Raw genomic sequence first — 16,626 nt, forward strand, 5'->3', positions numbered from 1 at the left:
TCCGATTAATTAACAGAAGGAAGTGAAAAACTAATGAGAATAACAAATAATATGCTTGTAAGTAATATGACATATAACTTAAATAATACATTACAAAGGTTAGAGAAATTACAATATGAATCTACAGTAGGAAAGAAGTTTAGAGTACCTTCTGATGATCCGATAGGTGCAAGTAAATCATTAAAGTTTAATACGGACATTTCAAAGGTAGAACAATATGTTAGAAATACCAAGGATGCAGCTGCATGGATGAAGGAAACAGAATCAGCTTTAAAGGAAATCAACCAAATACTCCATAGGGCAAATGAACTAACAGTACAAGCAGCCAATGGTACTAATACGGAGGATTTAGATAAAATAAGAGATGAAATAAAAGAATTAAAAAGTCATTTGATACAAACAGGAAACTCAACCTATGCAGGAAGGTCAGTATTTACAGGATTTAAAACTGATCAGAAATTATTAAATGACGATGGAACATATAATGTTGATTTAAAGAAGTATACAGATGCAGATGGAAAACAAAAAGATGAGATATTTGTATATAATGTTGGAGTTGCAGAAACTGTAGATGTTAATACTCTGGGGAATAAGGTTTTCGGAAAGGCTGAGTATGATGGTGCAAATTTGAAAACCGATAATCCAGGCTATTCAGCTGAAATATCTAAGGGAGATAAGCCATATTTAATAGCAGTATTTGATGAATTAGAAAATGCATTATCAGCTCCATCAAATCCTGATAAAATTCAAGAAGCCTTAGGTAATATTAAGGGTTCAATGAATCAAGTCCTATCAGTTACTGCAGAAATAGGAGCTAAAGCCAATAGGTTGGAAATGACAGGAAATAAGTTAGAAAATCAATTGGTAAATTTAAAGGATTTACTTTCCTTTAATGAAGATGTTAGCTTACCAGATGCTATGATGAGATTAGCCATAGAAGAAAATGCCTATAGAGCAAGTCTAGGAGTAAGCACAAGAATTATACAACCAAGTTTAATGGATTTTCTAAGATAATTATAGGGCGTGCCTTTTGGTCGCCCCTTATTATTTTTCAAATATAAATACTCTAGAAGAAGACTAGAAATTAATATATAATAATTTTACATATTGTATTATAATGTAATTAATACATAAGTCACCAGAGATTACCATTTGATTCTCAATTACGATAAGGGGGTAATATAAATGAAGATCAGAACCAAAAACTTCGGAGAAGTAGAGATAGAAAAAGATAAAATAATTTATTTTCAAGAAGGAATTCCAGCTTTTGAGGAAGAAAAAGAATTTGTACTTATATTGAATGAAGATAAAGAAAGTCCCTTCCACTCATTACAGTCCGTTAATAAAGAGGAGTTATCTTTTATTGTTGTAAATCCATTTGAAATATTTGATGATTATGATATATTACTTCCAGATATAGCAATCAATAAATTGAAAATAGAAAAAGAAGAAGATTTGAATATATATACAATAGTAGTGATACCAGAAGATATTAAAAAGATGACAACTAATTTGTCAGGACCAATAGTTATTAATAGGAAGAAAATGTTAGGCAAACAAGTAATTTTAGATGATGAAAGATATACAACCAAGCATTTTATATTTAACCAAGATTCCGAAATGGGAGGGGAGTAAAATGCTTATCCTAACTAGAAGAAAAGATGAATCAATAATTATAGATGGAAATATTGAGATAAAGATACTGGAAATGGAAGATGGTAAAGTTAAAATTGGAATTGATGCTCCAAGAGATATAGATATTATTCGAAAAGAATTATATAAAAAAATGCAGGATGAAAACTTAGCAGCTCTTAACAATACTTCTAAATTAGACGACGTAAAAAGACTCTTCAATAAAAAAACTACTTAAATATTGCAATTATTCAAGGAGGAATTGTTATAATATGAAGGATTTACCCAGAACTTGCATTAGCAAAAATGATTTTTGGAATGTATTAATAGTTGATGATGATAATTTTATACATAGAATGTTAAAGAAAGCAAACCAAGATCTCATATTTGAGGATAAAGGAATAATATTTTATAGTGCTTATACATCGAAAGAAGCTATTGAGGTATTAGAGGAAAATAGAAATATAGCATTAGTGCTGTTAGATGTATTTTTGGAAGAAGAAGATACTGGCTTAAATTTAGTAAGATATATTAGAGAAGATATAAAGGATGTTAATATTAGGATAGTTTTAATGACAGGAAAGGATTCAGCTATCCTACAAGATAAGATAATATTAAATTATGATATAAATGGATATGAAAATAAATCAGACCTGTTTTCTAAAAAGATGAATACAGTTATTCTTTCATCTTTAAGATCCTTTAGGGACATTAATAGAATAAAAAATCATAAAGAATCAATGGAAAAAGTAGTATCATCTATATCTAAATTATATGAAAAAGATGCACTTAATGATTTTTTAACTTCTAGTTTATATCATCTTAGTTCATTAATTAATCAATGTAAAGGATTTGGAAAAGAAAATTGTCCTACAAACTCTTTTGCAGCAGTAAAAGAAGGAGAGAGCAATATATTTAGAATAATTGGTGGAACTGGTAATTATAAGACTTCTATAAATAATAAAGTTAGAGAAACCATATTAAAAGATGATTTAATAAAGGTAGCTAAGATATATAACGGTGGGGAGCATGAACTTTTTGATAACTGCTATATAGCTAGATATAAAAGTACAGCTGGAAGTGAAGCCATTATATTTATTGAACGCTACGATAATATGGATTGTGTTGATATAGAGTTATTAAATATATTTCATAAAAGTATAGCTGCAACCTTTGATAACCTATGTTTGAATTTAGAAATAGAAGCAACTCAAAAAGAAATATTATATACATTAGGAGAAGTAACTGAAGCTCGATCAGAAGAAACAGGATATCATGTAAAAAGGGTATCCAAATATTGTGAGTTGTTAGGGGGAAAATATGGTTTATCTCAAAGGGAAATCATGTTATTAACACATGCTTCCCCAATACATGATATAGGAAAGGTTGCCATACCGGATAAGATACTTTTAAAAACTGGAGAGCTAACTAAAGAGGAATTTAACATAATAAAAACCCATACAACAATAGGATATAATCTTTTAAAAAACTCAAAAAGAGAAATTTTAAAGGCAGCATCTATAGTGGCTCACGAACATCATGAAAGGTATGATGGTGAAGGATATCCAAGGGGTATAAAAGGTGAGGAAATCCATATTTACGGAAGGATATCGGCTATAGCTGATGTATTTGATGCTCTAGGTTCTCCTAGAGTATATAAAAAGCCCTGGTGTATGAATGATATATTAGAGTATTTCAAAGAAGAAAGAGGCAAACACTTTGACCCAGTATTAGTGGACATACTATTTGATAATTTAGATGAGTTTTTGGAAATAAAAGAAAAATATTCAGATGAAAAAACAAAAATAATTTCCAAAAAACACTAAAGTAATATAAATACCATCCGATAATAGTAATGAAAGTTAATAAACCTTTTGGCCAAAGGTACTAAAATATTTTGGCAAGGATGCCAACAACGAAAATCAAGGAGGAATAAATAATGAGAATTAATAACAATATGTTAGCAATAAACACTCATAGACAACTAGGCATATCAAATACTGCTGGTGCAAAATCAATGGAAAAATTATCATCAGGCTTTAGAATCAATAGAGCTGGAGATGACGCAGCAGGATTAGCAATATCAGAAAAGATGAGAGGTCAAATCAGAGGACTTACTCAAGCATCAAGAAATGCTCAAGATGGTATTTCCTTAATTCAAACTACTGAAGGTGCTTTAAATGAAACTCACGCAATCCTTCAAAGAATGAGAGAATTAGCTGTACAATCAGCAACTGATACAAATACAGGAGTAGATAGAAGCAATCTTCAAGATGAAATTGACCAACTATCAGAAGAAATTACTAGAATAGCTACAACAACTCAATTCAATACAATGAATTTATTAGATGGTTCATTTGAAGGTAAGAAATTCCACATTGGTGCAAATGAAGGACAAGATGTAACAATAAAAGTTAACGATATGGCTGCAAAGGCTTTAAAAGTAGATGGTAAAGAATATACATTAGCTGCTATTAGTGGTCTAGAAGTAGTTGGCAGAGATAAGGATATAAAAATAGCTGCAGTTTCTGGTAAAACAAGTGGAACAATTACTTCAGCAAAAATGTCAGGTGATGTTTACGTAGTGACATTAGGGACTGAGAAGACAGCAAAGACAATAAAAGCAACGGCAGGTGAAGTTAAATCAGCACTTGAGGGTCTTGGACTTACTGTTAATTATGCAGAAGGTAAAAGTGGAGGTAGTAGTGTATCAAAAGCAGTGGCAGCTAAATCTTTAGGAACTGGTACTGCAGTATCTGGAAAAGGAATAAATATTTCAAGCCAGTCAGCAGCATCAAAATCAATAACTATAGTTAACAGTGCATTAGAAACAGTTTCCAAAGAAAGATCAAAACTTGGTGCTATTCAAAACAGATTAGAGCATACTATCAAGAACTTAGATACTTCTGCTGAAAACCTACAAGCATCTGAGTCAAGAATTAGAGACGTAGACATGGCAAAAGAAATGATGGAGCAAACTAAACAAAACATATTACAACAAGCTTCAACTGCTATGTTGGCTCAAGCAAATCAAGCACCTCAAACTGTATTACAATTATTAAGATAGTTAACAATATAATAAAAAAGATAGTCAGAAATTTTCTGATTATCTTTTTTTATGTAATTATTTAGTAAAATATTGTATCATGTAAATATATATCAGATTTTGCCGATAATATATACATAGTGAAGAATGGGGGTTTTATGTTGAAAATTTATATAGAAGATCAAGTATTAGAGTCGAGAAATGATATAAAAGAAATTGATAATATCTTTAGTGAAATAGATAATATAATTAACAAATCATCTAAGATTTTAAGTTATATGATTATAGATAATTTCGAAGTATATCAAGATTTTTATGATTATTTTTTAGAAAATATTAGGGTAATACAAGAAGTAAAAGTAATTGCACTGACATATAAAGAATTAGTTCATGATATATTAATATCTGCCTTTGAATATATTAAAAGAGTCCCAGAAAAAATAGAAGAGCTTGCAAATAAATTCTATAAGAATTCAGAACGACAGACATGGAATGACTTGAATGATTTATTAGGTGGAATAACTTGGATAATTAACACCTTTTTTTCAATAGATCAAGATAAAAGACTTAAAGATGTAGTGTCAAACTATAAATCTTGGAATTTATATGCTAAAGAAATATTTGCATTAAAGGAGATATTACCAGATTTAGAAATAGCATTAGAAAATAATGATAATGTTACAATAGCAGATATACTTTTATATGAAATATTACCAATCTTTAATGAAATAGGAGAAAGATTATTAGAATTAGTTAAGATGGAGGGAAAGTTAGATGATCTTAATTGATAATATTAATTACCTAAGAGAAAAATTTCCATTAGTAAGAGAGAAATTAAAATTAGTAGGAGAAAGTGAAGATAAACAATTTTTAATAGAGGAAACAAGAAAAGGAGACAAGACACTTTTATATAACAAAGACAATAAAAAGATATATCTTCATAGTAAATATGATCCAATAAGAGAAGCACAAACTATTGTAGAAGAATATAAGGATATAAAAGATATGAATGTAATATTCTATGGAACAGGTTTAGGATATCATATAGATTTATTTGTAAAAGAAAATCTAAATAATAATTTCTATATATTTGAACCAATACCAGAGCTAATGGAGAAATTTTTATCTGTTAGAGATTTATCTAAAACAGAATATAAAAATTTAAGAGCTATAAGTCTAGGATTAGATAGTATCGAATCTGATATTAGTGAATTCTTAGAACTAAATAGAAAAGAGACTATAATAATTGAACTACCAATTCATAAGCAAGTTTTTGAAGAGGAATTTAAAAGATTTAATAAGACATTTTTAGATATAATAAAGGCTAAGAGAAGTAGCGTAGCGACTGATTATTCCTTTCAAAGAAGATGGATAATAAATAGCATGATGAATTTTAAAGAAGTTTTATCTACTCCAAATATATTGATGGAAAAAAAGGGTGAGTTTAAGAATAAACCAGCCATATTAGTAGCAGCTGGTCCATCATTAAATGAAGAAATAGAGAATATTAGATACATTAAGGAAAATGGTCTTGCTTATATATTTAGTGTAGGTTCTTCTATAAATACTCTTATATATCACAATATTTATCCCCATGCAGCAACTACCTATGATCCAACTGAACATAATCAAAAAGTATTTGAGAAAATTAAGGAAAGAGATATAAAGAATATTCCTATGATATTTGGCTCATCAGTAGGATATGAAACATTGGAAAACTATCCAGGGAAAAAGTATCATATGATAACTTCTCAGGATAAAATAGCAAATTATTACTTAGAATCAACTTCAGATATGGAAATTGATATAGTCTTAGATGCAGCTAGTATCGCAGTTGTTACTTTGCAATTATTAGCAAATTTAGGATTTAGTCCAATTGTACTAGTAGGTCAAAATTTAGGATACAGAAATAAAAACTATTATGCTGAAGGAGTACATTACAATCCTGATATACCTTTTGATGATAGAGGAACAGATATATTTGTTGATGATGTATATGGAAATGAAATATTGACTACGGATGCTTTTAATAGTATGAGAGAGCAATTAGAGTTATATATTTCTAACATGGAAAGAGGAAGAGTAATTAACACTACAAAAGGAGGAGCAAAAATATATGGTGCTGAATTTAGAGAATTAAAAGATCTGATAGATAATGACTTACAGGAAACAGTTGTAATAGACAACTGGCTGGATGGGTATAAAACTAATTATAATAAAGAAGAGTTAAAAAAGAGGGTCGAAGTCATGGATATGGCTTTAGAGGAGTCATATAGATGGATAAGAGAATATAATACAAACTTACACAAAATGCTAGAGTTAGTTAGAAATAGAAATTTTAAACAATTAGAAATTATGTATAATAAATTAGATATAAGCATCACAGCATTAGAATCTAATATATTTTTTAATACATTTATTTTACAAATGAACAGAGTTCAACACAAATTACTTGCTAATGCTGTAAAGATTTTTAAGATGGAGAAAGATATTTATAAGAAACATATGGATTTATTAAATAATTACAAAGGATTTATTACTAAGTGTAGCTTAGATATAGATCTAATAAGACCTATATATGAAGAAATGAAAAAAGATATATTGATTCATTTAGGTTAGTCACTATAAGTACTAAAGATTTGGGAGGTATGACGATATGAAATATTGCAAAAAGTGTGTTCAGCCAAATACTAGGCCAGGGATTGAGTTTAATAATGAAGGTATATGTAATGCATGTTTATATGAAGAAAGCAAGGTTAATATTAACTGGGAAGATAGAAAATTACAATTACAAAACATAGCAGAATGGGCAAAGAAGAATGCTAAGGGACCATATCAATGTGCTATTGGAGTTAGTGGAGGAAAAGACAGTATGTTTCAGGCTTTATATGCCAAAGAAAAATTAGGGCTAAATATTTTATTAGTGAATTCTGAACCTGATGAAATAACTGAAATAGGAAGAAGAAATATTGAAAATTTAATTAATTATGGATTCGACATAATAAAACTTAGACCAAATCCTAAAATTTTAAAAAAGCTAGTAAAAAAATCTTTTTATGAATTTGGAAATATATTAAAACCATCAGAATACTCTTTATATGCTTCAACCTATATTATAGCGGATAAATTTGATATACCTTTAGTAATTCAAGGGGAAAATGCAGCTCTTACATTAGGCGTTACTAATACTGGACTTGGACAAGATGATAATGCTTTGAATGTTAATGAAGGTAATACATTAGCTGGAGGAAATGCTTCGGATTGGGTTTCAGAAGATATAAAGATAGAACAATTATATATGTATCAATTTCCTAATAAGGAAAAGTTAAAACAAAAAGGTATAAGAGCAATTTATTTACAGTACTATCTTAAAGAATGGTCACAAGTTTATAATGCTGATTTTTCAATTTCTAGAGGGTTGATAGGTAGGTATAATGATAAATTGCATGATATTGGACGCTATAGAAGAAATAGTGCATTAGATTCTGATTTGCAAATTGTGAATCAAATGTTAAAGTACTATAAATTTGGATTTGGATTTGCTACCGATGAAGCATGCTATGATATTAGGGAAGGAAGAATAGATAGGGATGAAGCTATATGGTTAGTTAATGAATATGATGGAAAATGTGGTAAGAAATATATTGATTATTTTTGTGAGTATATTAACATAACTAATGACGAGTTTTGGTCTGTGGTTGATAAATTCGTTAATAAAAAGTTATTTTACAAAGATGAAAAACTAAAAAAATGGATTCCAAAGTTTAAAGTTGGAGTTGATTTTAACGAGTGATTTAATTTAATAACAGGTTTTTAAAAACATACTAAATAAATAATAAGAAGAAGGTATAAATATGTTAAATAACAAATCTATTTTAATAACGGGTGGTACAGGTTCTTTTGGTCAGAAATTTATAGAAATGATATTTGATAGGTATAGCCCTTCTAGGGTTATTGTTTATTCAAGAGATGAATTTAAACAGGATATGGTTAAAAGAAAATTTTCATCTAAATTGACCAAAGAACAATTTTCAAAGTTAAGATTTTTTATTGGTGATGTAAGAGATAAAGATAGGTTATATAGAGCACTTAAAGGAGTTAATTATGTAATACATGCGGCAGCAATGAAGCAGGTTCCTGCTTGTGAATATAATCCTTTTGAAGCTATAAAGACAAATATCAATGGAGCACAAAACATTGTTGATGCTGCCTTGGATTGCGGGGTTAAAAAGGTAGTGGCTTTATCAACAGATAAGGCTGTAAATCCTATTAATCTATATGGTGGGACAAAATTGGTATCAGATAAGTTATTTATATCAGCAAATGCATATTCTGGAGGGAAGGGTACAATTTTTTCAGTAGTTAGATATGGGAATGTAGCTGGTAGTAGAGGTTCTGTTATACCCTTTTTTAAGGAATTAATCGAGAAGGGAGAAAAAGAGCTTCCAATAACAGACTTTAGAATGACACGATTTTGGATTACTTTGGAGGAAGGAGTTGAATTAGTATTTAAAGCCTTGGGAGAATCAAAGGGTGGAGAAACTTATATATCAAAGATACCATCGTTTAAGATAACTGATTTGGCTAAAGCAATGTTACCTGATTGTAAATTAAAAGAGGTAGGTATTCGAGAAGGTGAAAAATTACATGAAGTAATGGTAACTAAAGATGATTCAAGAATGACTTATGAATACAAAAATCATTATATAGTATATCCACATTTTGATTGGTGGAATTCTGAACGCTTTTTTACAGAAGGTGGACAACCTATAGAAGATGGATTTGAATATAATTCAGGATCTAATGAAAAATGGTTAGATATTAAAGAATTGAAAGAATTATTAGCTCAATTAAATATGATGCCATTTATATATGATTATACTAAAGAAGTAGCTATGACTAAAGAATAGCAAAGAGGGGGGGATGATAATATGAAACCAGCAATATTAGGTGGGACACCTATTAGAAATAAGCCATTACCATATGCAAAACAATATGTAAATGATGAAGATTGTCTTGCTGTAAATGAAGTGTTGAAATCTGATTTTTTAACAACGGGGCCTAAAGTGAAGGAATTTGAAGATATAATAGCTAATTATGTAGGTGCTAAATATGCAGTAGCATTTTCGAATGGTACAGCAGCATTGCATGGAGCTTGCTATGCTGCTGGCATTGATGAAGGAGATGAAGTGATTACTACTCCTATTACTTTTGCAGCATCAGCAAACTGTGTGTTATATATGGGGGGAACTCCTATATTCGGAGATATTGATTCACATACATTCAATATAGATGTAAATGAAATTGCAAGAAAGATTACTAATAAAACAAAAGCAATAATTCCAGTAGATTATACAGGGCAAGCAGTAGATATAGATGCAATCAAAGATTTAGTAAAAGGTAAAGAGATAGCAATTATAGAAGATGGTGCACATTCTTTAGGAACTAAATATAAGGGGATGAGAGTAGGCTCTATTGCTGATATGACAATGTTTAGCTTTCATCCAGTAAAGACTATCACAACTGGTGAAGGTGGTATTATCACTACCAACAATGAAGAATATTATAGGAAATTAGTCAGCTTTAGATCTCATGGCATTACTAGGGATATTGCTCAACTTGCAAATAAAGATAGTGGTAATTGGTATTATGAACAATTAGACCTTGGTTTTAATTATAGAATGACAGATTTTCAAGCAGCCTTAGGAATAAGCCAAATGAAAAAGATAGATTGGTTTATTGAAAGGAGAAAAAAGATTGTAGATAGGTATAATGAAGCATTTAGAGAACTTGATGGAGTGATTCTTCAAAGAAATCAGGATTTTTCAGATACTGTAAATCATCTATATGTGTTAAAACTTGATTTAGATAAACTTAAGGTGGATAGAAAAGAAATATTTAATGGTTTGATAGCAGAGAACATCGGAGTGCATGTACATTATATACCAGTTTATTGGCATCCATATTATCAGAAGTTAGGATATAAAAAGGGATTATGTCCTAAAGGAGAAGAATTATATAATTCAATACTAACAGTACCATTATTTCCAGCAATGACAGATAGGGACATGGAAGATGTAATAAACGGATTTTATAAAATTATTAACTATTATAGAAAGTAGAGTGTAAGTATGAAAACAATAGCAATAATACAAGCTAGAATGGGTTCAGCAAGACTTCCAGGAAAGGTCATGATGAAGATTGGAGGTAAAACTGTATTAGATCATGTAATAGCTAGAATAAAACAATCGAAAGAAGTAGACGAAATAGTAATCGCAACAACTATTAAAGAAAATGACAATCAGATAGTAGATGAAGTAAATAGATTAGGAGTTAAATTCTTTAGGGGATCTGAAGAAGATGTACTTTCAAGGTATTACTATGCAGCTAAAGAAAATGAAGCAGATATAGTTGCAAGAATAACATCAGATTGTCCTTTAATAGATCCAAAGATAGTTGATGAAGTTATTAAATTCTATAAAGAGCATGAATATGCAATGGTAGTAAATGCAAGTTCTGACTTAAGCAAGAGAACATTCCCAAGAGGATTGGATGTAGAGATATTTTCATTTGATCAATTAGAAATTGCTTTTACTAATGCTGATGAAAAGTATCAAAGAGAGCATGTGACACCATTTATCTACGAAAATAATGATAATATATTTTATTATAAAAATAATATAGATTATTCAAAACATAGATGGACATTAGATACAAAAGAAGACTTTGAATTAATATGCAAAATTTATGATGAATTATATAAAGGTTCTCATGATTTTTTTCTTAAAGATATTATAGAGTTATTTCAAAGAAAGCCAGAATTATTTAACATAAATGCTCATATTAAGCAAAAGGAATTAAAGAATGCAGAATAATACTATATATAATATAGAAAAATGAGGTAGGAATATGTTTGAATTTATTAAATTGAGAGAAGAACATTTAGAGAAGGTTCTTAATTGGAGGACTAAGGAAGATGTTACCAGATACATGATTACTGATATTGAATATGATTTAGATAAGCAAATAAAATGGTTTAATCAGATAACAAATAACCCTTCTGAAAAATATTGGATTATTTGTTATAATAGTGTGCAAATAGGATTAATAAGTTTAAATGATATTGATTACAAAAATAAACATACTAGATGGGGATATTATATAGGAGAAGAAGAATATCGAATATATGGTGGTATTATTCCACATTATTTATATAATTATGTTTTTGGAACCCTTTGCTTAAATAAAATAAACGCAGAGGTTTTAGAAGGGAACGAAAATGTAATGAAATTAAATCTGCTTCATGGTTACAGGAAAGTGGGTGTATTTAAAAAACATATTTATAAAAATGACAAGTTTTATGATTTATATTTATTGGAGTTAACTAAAGAAGATTGGAAAAAAGCAAATAAAAGATATGATAAGTATGAGGCTTATTTTGAAATATAAAGATAAGATTTAAGGAGTGGAAAGAATGCAAGAAAAGGTAATGGAAATACTGAATTATGTACTTGATAAAAATGGAAAAGAAACTTTACAAGAAATGAACTATAAACTATCCCTTAGAGATGATTTGCATTTGGATTCACTAGATTTAGCTGAATTGACAGTTAGACTAGAGGATGAATTTGATGTTGATATTTTTGAGTATGGAATTATAAATACTATTGGAGAAATAGTAGATATTATTAGGAGAGAATAATATGGAATATTTCTTTATTGATGAAAGGCGAAACATAAGAAAGACATATAACGATTTGATAAATGATATAAATTTAAATGGTGAGTTTAATAAATATATCTATGAAAGAAATGTATATAAGATATTTGTGGATATTATTTCTAGCTTAGTAATTGGAGAAAGTATAGAATTATTAGACATGGATTTATCAGCGAATGAATTAGTAACTATGGGTATAAGCTCAAATGACCTAGCAATTAAGATTAGCAATAGAAATAAAAAAGTAAAAAGCTACGAACATTTATTAAAAATTATAGAAGAAAATAAATTGAATTGGCAAATTACTATGTACACATCGGGAACAACAGGTAGGCCTAAGAAAATAACACATCAATTATCAACGCTTATTAGAACAGTTAAGATCTCAAATAAATTCAGTGATAATGTTTGGGCATTTTGTTATAATCCTACACATTTTGCAGGTATGCAAGTTTTTTTTCAAGCACTGCTTAATATGAATACTATTATATATATTTTTGATAATATACAGAGGGAGTTATGTAAAACATTAATAGATAATAATGTTACTAATATATCTGCAACACCAACCTTTTATAGAACCAATATATTTAATTTTAATGATGCAATACAGAGTGTTAGATATGTTACTCTTGGTGGAGAAAGATTTGATAAAAACTTAGTAGACAAATTAAAGGATATTTTTCCAAATGCTAAAATAAGAAATATTTACGCATCAACAGAGGCAGGTTCGATTTTTTCAAGTGATAGTGATTATTTTGTAATTGATAAGAGTTTTTCAGAATATATAAAAATAGATGCAAAAGGTGAACTTTTAATAAATGAAAAACTTCTTGGTAGTTCAGAAGAACTTTTGATTAAAGATGGATGGTATCATACTGGAGATATAGTAGAGTTAGTTGATGAAAATAAGTTTAAGATTATTTCGCGAAATACAGAGATGATAAATGTTGGAGGATATAAAGTTAATCCTAATGAAGTAGAAGAAGAGATAAAAAAAATAGAAGGTATCATAGATGTTCTGATTACTAGCAGACAAAATAAGCTTATAGGTAATGTAATTGTAGCAGAAATTGTAAAATCATCAGATGTTGATGAAAATGAACTAGAAACTATAATTATTAACAATTTAAATGTTAAATTACAAAAATGGAAAATTCCAAGAATAATTAAATTTGTAAAAGAAATAGATAAAACTAGAACTGGAAAGAAGGTGCGTAGATGAAGTGGATAATATTGACTGGTGATACGGGTATGCTAGGAAGTAGTATAGCAAGTAGGATCCTTGAGGAAAAAGATTATGGAGTTATAGGAATTAGCAGATCTGAAAATCAAATAACAAATGATTTTAAAAATAGGTATGATAACAGGTATTTTCATATAGATTATGACCTTTCTAATTCTAGAGAAATAAAATCTTTATTTAAAAAGGAAATACAAGGGGTTGGAAAAATTTATGGGTTGGTTAATAATTCTGCTTATGCCTATGATGATATTATAACTAATGCTAAAATTGAAAATGTTGAAAAAATGCTAACTATAAATGTAACATCACCAATGGTGCTAACTAAATATGTTATTAGAAATATGTTGTTGAATGATACAGAAGGGTCAATAGTTCATATATCTTCAATTTGTGCACATACGGGATATAAGGGGTTGAGCATGTATGCAGCCACTAAAGGAGCAATCGAATCATTTTCAAGGACTATTGCAAGAGAATGGGGAAAAAGAGGTATTAGATCAAACTGTATTGCACCAGGATTTATGGAATCAAGTATGAGTTCTTCATTATCAGAGGAACAAAAAGAACGAATTTATAAAAGAAATTCACTGAAGAAAGAAACAGATGCCATATCAGTTGCTTCAACCGTCAAATTTTTATTATCTAAAGAATCAAGGTCTATAACAGGACAAGTTATACATGTTGATAATGGAACGATATAAAACAAATTAAGAAAACGAAAAAATTATGTTGTTTCATAGAAAAATTATATAATTAAAAGAATTGAAACCTATCTTTGGGAAATTAATTATATTTTTTATAAAATATAGTGGGAAACTTTTTAGAAACAATGATGAGTGAGGTGAAATAAATGCAAAAAAAATTAAAGATATCAAATAAAATAATAGATGAAAATTCTCCAACTTTTATAATAGCAGAAGTATCAGCCAATCATTTACAAAGTTTTGATAACGCTGTTAAAATAATTAAAGAAGCTAAGAAGGCTGGTGCAGACGCTATAAAACTCCAGACATATACTCCAGATACTATAACTTTAGATTGTGATAGAGAATATTTCAAAGTAAATCAAGGTACTATTTGGGATGGTACTACTTTATACAAACTATATCAAGAAGCATTTACACCTTGGGAGTGGCAACCTAAGTTAAAGACAATTGCTGAACAAGAAGGACTTATGTTTTTCTCATCTCCTTTTGATACTACTGCAGTAGATTTTTTAGAAAAGATGGATGTTCCAGCGTATAAGATTGCGTCATTTGAAATAACAGATATTCCACTTATAGAATATATTGCTTCTAAGAGAAAGCCAATTATAATTTCTACTGGGATTGCTACATTATCAGATATAGAGGAAGCATTGAATGCATGTATAAGGATGGGAAATAATCAAGTAGCTTTACTTAAGTGTACTTCAGCATATCCATCTGCATTAGAAGATATTAATTTAAGAGTAATCCCAAATATGGAAGATACATTTGGTACAGTAGTAGGCCTTTCAGATCATACATTAGGACATACAGTTGCATTAGGAGCAGTTGCCCTTGGGGCTAAAATAGTTGAAAAACATATTACCTTAAATAGAGCTGATGGAGGACCAGATGCCAGTTTTTCCATGGAACCTGATGAATTTAAGGAAATGGTAACTAGGATTAGAGAATTAGAAAAAGCTCTTGGATACATTACTTATGAATTAACAGATAGTCAAAAGAAAAGTAGGGAACATTCTAGGTCATTATTTATCGTCAAAGATATTAAAAAGGGAGAAATATTTACAGAAGAGAATATTAAAAGCATTAGGCCAGGATTTGGATTGCCAACTAAATATATTAAAGACATATTAGGTAAAAGGGCTAGAAAAGATATCTTAAAAGGAACTCCCATTAATTGGAGTTTAATAGAATGAAAAGAATAGTAATTAGGACATTAGGTGGAAATGGGATCGGATATGGACATTATTTTAGATGTATTTCTTTGGGCAAAGCTATTAGGTTAATAGATAGTAATATAGATATTATATTTCTAATTAATGATGAACTAGCTAGTTTAACCCATAATACTGATTTTAAAATCATTATTAACAATGATTTAAGAGAAGATATAAAGATAGTTAGGAGTTTAAAGGTAGACCTTTTTATAAACGATTCATATTTGGCAGATAATGGATACCTAAAAAATATTAAAGAAATATCTAAATTAATGATTATAGATGATAATAATGATATATATGACTCATCTATACCAAATATTATCTACAATGGTAATATATATGCCGAGAGGTTAGGTTATAAATATGTAGAAGGGCAAATAAAGTTATTAGGCTCCAAATATTTAATAATGAAGGAAGAGTATTGGAGTGATGATGTTAATTTATCTTCTAAAGATGGAGTTTTGATTACAACAGGTGGAACTGATGAATATGGAATTGCATTAGACATAGTACGGGAAATAAAAGAGTTAAATATAAATATAAGGGTGATTATTGGTCCAGGATATAAAGAAGATTATATTAAAGAAATTGAGACTATAAAGACTAATAATATGAAATTAATATATAAACCAAGTAGTTTGAAAAAATATATAGATGACTCTAAAGTTGTGATTACGGCAGGAGGAAGTACTATATATGAAGTATTATCACAACAAACTATACCTATTATCTTTAGTATGGCTGATAATCAAGATTTAGTATGCAAAGAATTAAGTGATATTGGAATTAAATATTTAGGGAAATATCCAAATATTGATTATTCTAGATTAACTGAAATGATTATACAATGTCAAGATAATCAGAACAATACCAAGGATAAAATAATTAATTTATTAAATAATAATGGAGCAAAAACAGTTGCTAAGATATTAATATCAGAGATCTATAAATAATGAGTGTATAGTAGAAAAGCAATATATTCGTTGATGATATTAGTTGAAAAATCATGAATAATAGTTAGTTTATTGGTATTTTAGGATAAATGTTTTTTAACT

Annotated in this window: 17 protein-coding genes; all 17 read left to right on the forward strand. The window is 28.8% G+C overall.

What is annotated here, in order from left to right:
- The first annotated feature begins 33 nt into the window (after positions 1-33).
- The 17 genes from flgL (at position 34) to BUB33_RS10210 (ending at position 16,524) form a co-directional block, all read left to right on the forward strand.
- Complete coding sequence (gene flgL / locus BUB33_RS10130; protein WP_072976118.1) at positions 34-1,014, forward strand: flagellar hook-associated protein FlgL; 981 nt, start codon at positions 34-36, stop codon at positions 1,012-1,014.
- Positions 1,015-1,185: 171 nt separating this feature from the next.
- Positions 1,186-1,635, forward strand: coding sequence for a flagellar assembly protein FliW (gene fliW / locus BUB33_RS10135; RefSeq protein WP_072976121.1), 450 nt, complete (start codon positions 1,186-1,188; stop codon positions 1,633-1,635).
- A gap of 1 nt (position 1,636) precedes the next feature.
- The gene (csrA, locus tag BUB33_RS10140) at positions 1,637-1,870 is read left to right on the forward strand and encodes a carbon storage regulator CsrA (RefSeq protein ID WP_072976123.1); all 234 of its coding nucleotides are present in this window, start codon (positions 1,637-1,639) and stop codon (positions 1,868-1,870) included.
- A 34-nt stretch (positions 1,871-1,904) separates the two neighbouring features.
- The gene (locus tag BUB33_RS10145) at positions 1,905-3,458 is read left to right on the forward strand and encodes a response regulator (RefSeq protein ID WP_072976125.1); all 1,554 of its coding nucleotides are present in this window, start codon (positions 1,905-1,907) and stop codon (positions 3,456-3,458) included.
- Positions 3,459-3,571: 113 nt separating this feature from the next.
- Complete coding sequence (locus BUB33_RS16845) at positions 3,572-4,699, forward strand: flagellin N-terminal helical domain-containing protein (RefSeq protein WP_072976127.1); 1,128 nt, start codon at positions 3,572-3,574, stop codon at positions 4,697-4,699.
- Between the two features lie 140 nt (positions 4,700-4,839).
- Entirely contained in the window at positions 4,840-5,466 is a 627-nt protein-coding gene (locus BUB33_RS10155; protein WP_072976129.1) for a hypothetical protein, read from the forward strand.
- Positions 5,453-7,297 carry a motility associated factor glycosyltransferase family protein gene (locus BUB33_RS10160; RefSeq protein ID WP_072976131.1) on the forward strand — a complete coding sequence of 615 codons (1,845 nt, stop codon included), beginning with the start codon at positions 5,453-5,455 and terminating at the stop codon, positions 7,295-7,297. Before BUB33_RS10155 ends, BUB33_RS10160 begins: the two co-directional genes overlap by 14 nt.
- Positions 7,298-7,334: 37 nt before the next feature.
- Positions 7,335-8,471 carry an N-acetyl sugar amidotransferase gene (locus tag BUB33_RS10165; RefSeq protein ID WP_072976132.1) on the forward strand — a complete coding sequence of 379 codons (1,137 nt, stop codon included), beginning with the start codon at positions 7,335-7,337 and terminating at the stop codon, positions 8,469-8,471.
- Between the two features lie 61 nt (positions 8,472-8,532).
- A complete protein-coding gene (gene pseB, locus BUB33_RS10170) occupies positions 8,533-9,588 on the forward strand; it encodes a UDP-N-acetylglucosamine 4,6-dehydratase (inverting) (protein WP_072976134.1) in 1,056 nt (351 codons plus the stop codon).
- A 21-nt stretch (positions 9,589-9,609) separates the two neighbouring features.
- Positions 9,610-10,800 (forward strand): UDP-4-amino-4,6-dideoxy-N-acetyl-beta-L-altrosamine transaminase, encoded by a 1,191-nt coding sequence (gene pseC / locus BUB33_RS10175; protein WP_072976136.1) that lies wholly within the window; start codon positions 9,610-9,612, stop codon positions 10,798-10,800.
- Between the two features lie 9 nt (positions 10,801-10,809).
- A complete protein-coding gene (locus tag BUB33_RS10180) occupies positions 10,810-11,553 on the forward strand; it encodes a cytidylyltransferase domain-containing protein (protein ID WP_072976138.1) in 744 nt (247 codons plus the stop codon).
- A 34-nt stretch (positions 11,554-11,587) separates the two neighbouring features.
- Positions 11,588-12,127: a UDP-4-amino-4,6-dideoxy-N-acetyl-beta-L-altrosamine N-acetyltransferase gene (gene pseH, locus BUB33_RS10185; protein ID WP_072976140.1), complete on the forward strand. Its 540-nt coding sequence runs from the start codon at positions 11,588-11,590 to the stop codon at positions 12,125-12,127.
- A gap of 25 nt (positions 12,128-12,152) precedes the next feature.
- On the forward strand, positions 12,153-12,380 hold the full coding sequence (locus tag BUB33_RS10190) for a phosphopantetheine-binding protein (RefSeq protein WP_072976142.1): 228 nt from the start codon (positions 12,153-12,155) through the stop codon (positions 12,378-12,380).
- A gap of 1 nt (position 12,381) precedes the next feature.
- On the forward strand, positions 12,382-13,623 hold the full coding sequence (locus BUB33_RS10195) for an AMP-binding protein (RefSeq protein WP_072976144.1): 1,242 nt from the start codon (positions 12,382-12,384) through the stop codon (positions 13,621-13,623).
- Positions 13,620-14,345 (forward strand): SDR family oxidoreductase, encoded by a 726-nt coding sequence (locus tag BUB33_RS10200; RefSeq protein ID WP_072976146.1) that lies wholly within the window; start codon positions 13,620-13,622, stop codon positions 14,343-14,345. Before BUB33_RS10195 ends, BUB33_RS10200 begins: the two co-directional genes overlap by 4 nt.
- Before the next feature lie 149 nt (positions 14,346-14,494).
- Positions 14,495-15,547 (forward strand): pseudaminic acid synthase, encoded by a 1,053-nt coding sequence (gene pseI / locus BUB33_RS10205; RefSeq protein ID WP_072976148.1) that lies wholly within the window; start codon positions 14,495-14,497, stop codon positions 15,545-15,547.
- Complete coding sequence (locus BUB33_RS10210; RefSeq protein WP_072976162.1) at positions 15,544-16,524, forward strand: hypothetical protein; 981 nt, start codon at positions 15,544-15,546, stop codon at positions 16,522-16,524. The genes pseI and BUB33_RS10210 overlap by 4 nt, the downstream gene beginning before the upstream one ends.
- The last annotated feature ends 102 nt before the right edge of the window (positions 16,525-16,626 follow it).

Origin of the sequence: Tissierella praeacuta DSM 18095 (assembly GCF_900128955.1) — a bacterium.
Lineage (GTDB): Bacteria > Bacillota > Clostridia > Tissierellales > Tissierellaceae > Tissierella > Tissierella praeacuta.

Coding starts and splice junctions, on each gene's coding strand:
- pseC (WP_072976136.1), top strand. CDS start 9,610: ATGAAACCAGCAATATTAGGTGGGACACCTATTAGAAATAAGCCATTA.
- BUB33_RS10200 (WP_072976146.1), top strand. CDS start 13,620: ATGAAGTGGATAATATTGACTGGTGATACGGGTATGCTAGGAAGTAGT.
- BUB33_RS10145 (WP_072976125.1), top strand. CDS start 1,905: ATGAAGGATTTACCCAGAACTTGCATTAGCAAAAATGATTTTTGGAAT.
- csrA (WP_072976123.1), top strand. CDS start 1,637: ATGCTTATCCTAACTAGAAGAAAAGATGAATCAATAATTATAGATGGA.
- pseH (WP_072976140.1), top strand. CDS start 11,588: ATGTTTGAATTTATTAAATTGAGAGAAGAACATTTAGAGAAGGTTCTT.
- pseB (WP_072976134.1), top strand. CDS start 8,533: ATGTTAAATAACAAATCTATTTTAATAACGGGTGGTACAGGTTCTTTT.
- pseI (WP_072976148.1), top strand. CDS start 14,495: ATGCAAAAAAAATTAAAGATATCAAATAAAATAATAGATGAAAATTCT.
- flgL (WP_072976118.1), top strand. CDS start 34: ATGAGAATAACAAATAATATGCTTGTAAGTAATATGACATATAACTTA.
- BUB33_RS10190 (WP_072976142.1), top strand. CDS start 12,153: ATGCAAGAAAAGGTAATGGAAATACTGAATTATGTACTTGATAAAAAT.
- BUB33_RS10165 (WP_072976132.1), top strand. CDS start 7,335: ATGAAATATTGCAAAAAGTGTGTTCAGCCAAATACTAGGCCAGGGATT.
- BUB33_RS10195 (WP_072976144.1), top strand. CDS start 12,382: ATGGAATATTTCTTTATTGATGAAAGGCGAAACATAAGAAAGACATAT.
- BUB33_RS10180 (WP_072976138.1), top strand. CDS start 10,810: ATGAAAACAATAGCAATAATACAAGCTAGAATGGGTTCAGCAAGACTT.
- BUB33_RS10210 (WP_072976162.1), top strand. CDS start 15,544: ATGAAAAGAATAGTAATTAGGACATTAGGTGGAAATGGGATCGGATAT.
- BUB33_RS10160 (WP_072976131.1), top strand. CDS start 5,453: ATGATCTTAATTGATAATATTAATTACCTAAGAGAAAAATTTCCATTA.
- BUB33_RS16845 (WP_072976127.1), top strand. CDS start 3,572: ATGAGAATTAATAACAATATGTTAGCAATAAACACTCATAGACAACTA.
- fliW (WP_072976121.1), top strand. CDS start 1,186: ATGAAGATCAGAACCAAAAACTTCGGAGAAGTAGAGATAGAAAAAGAT.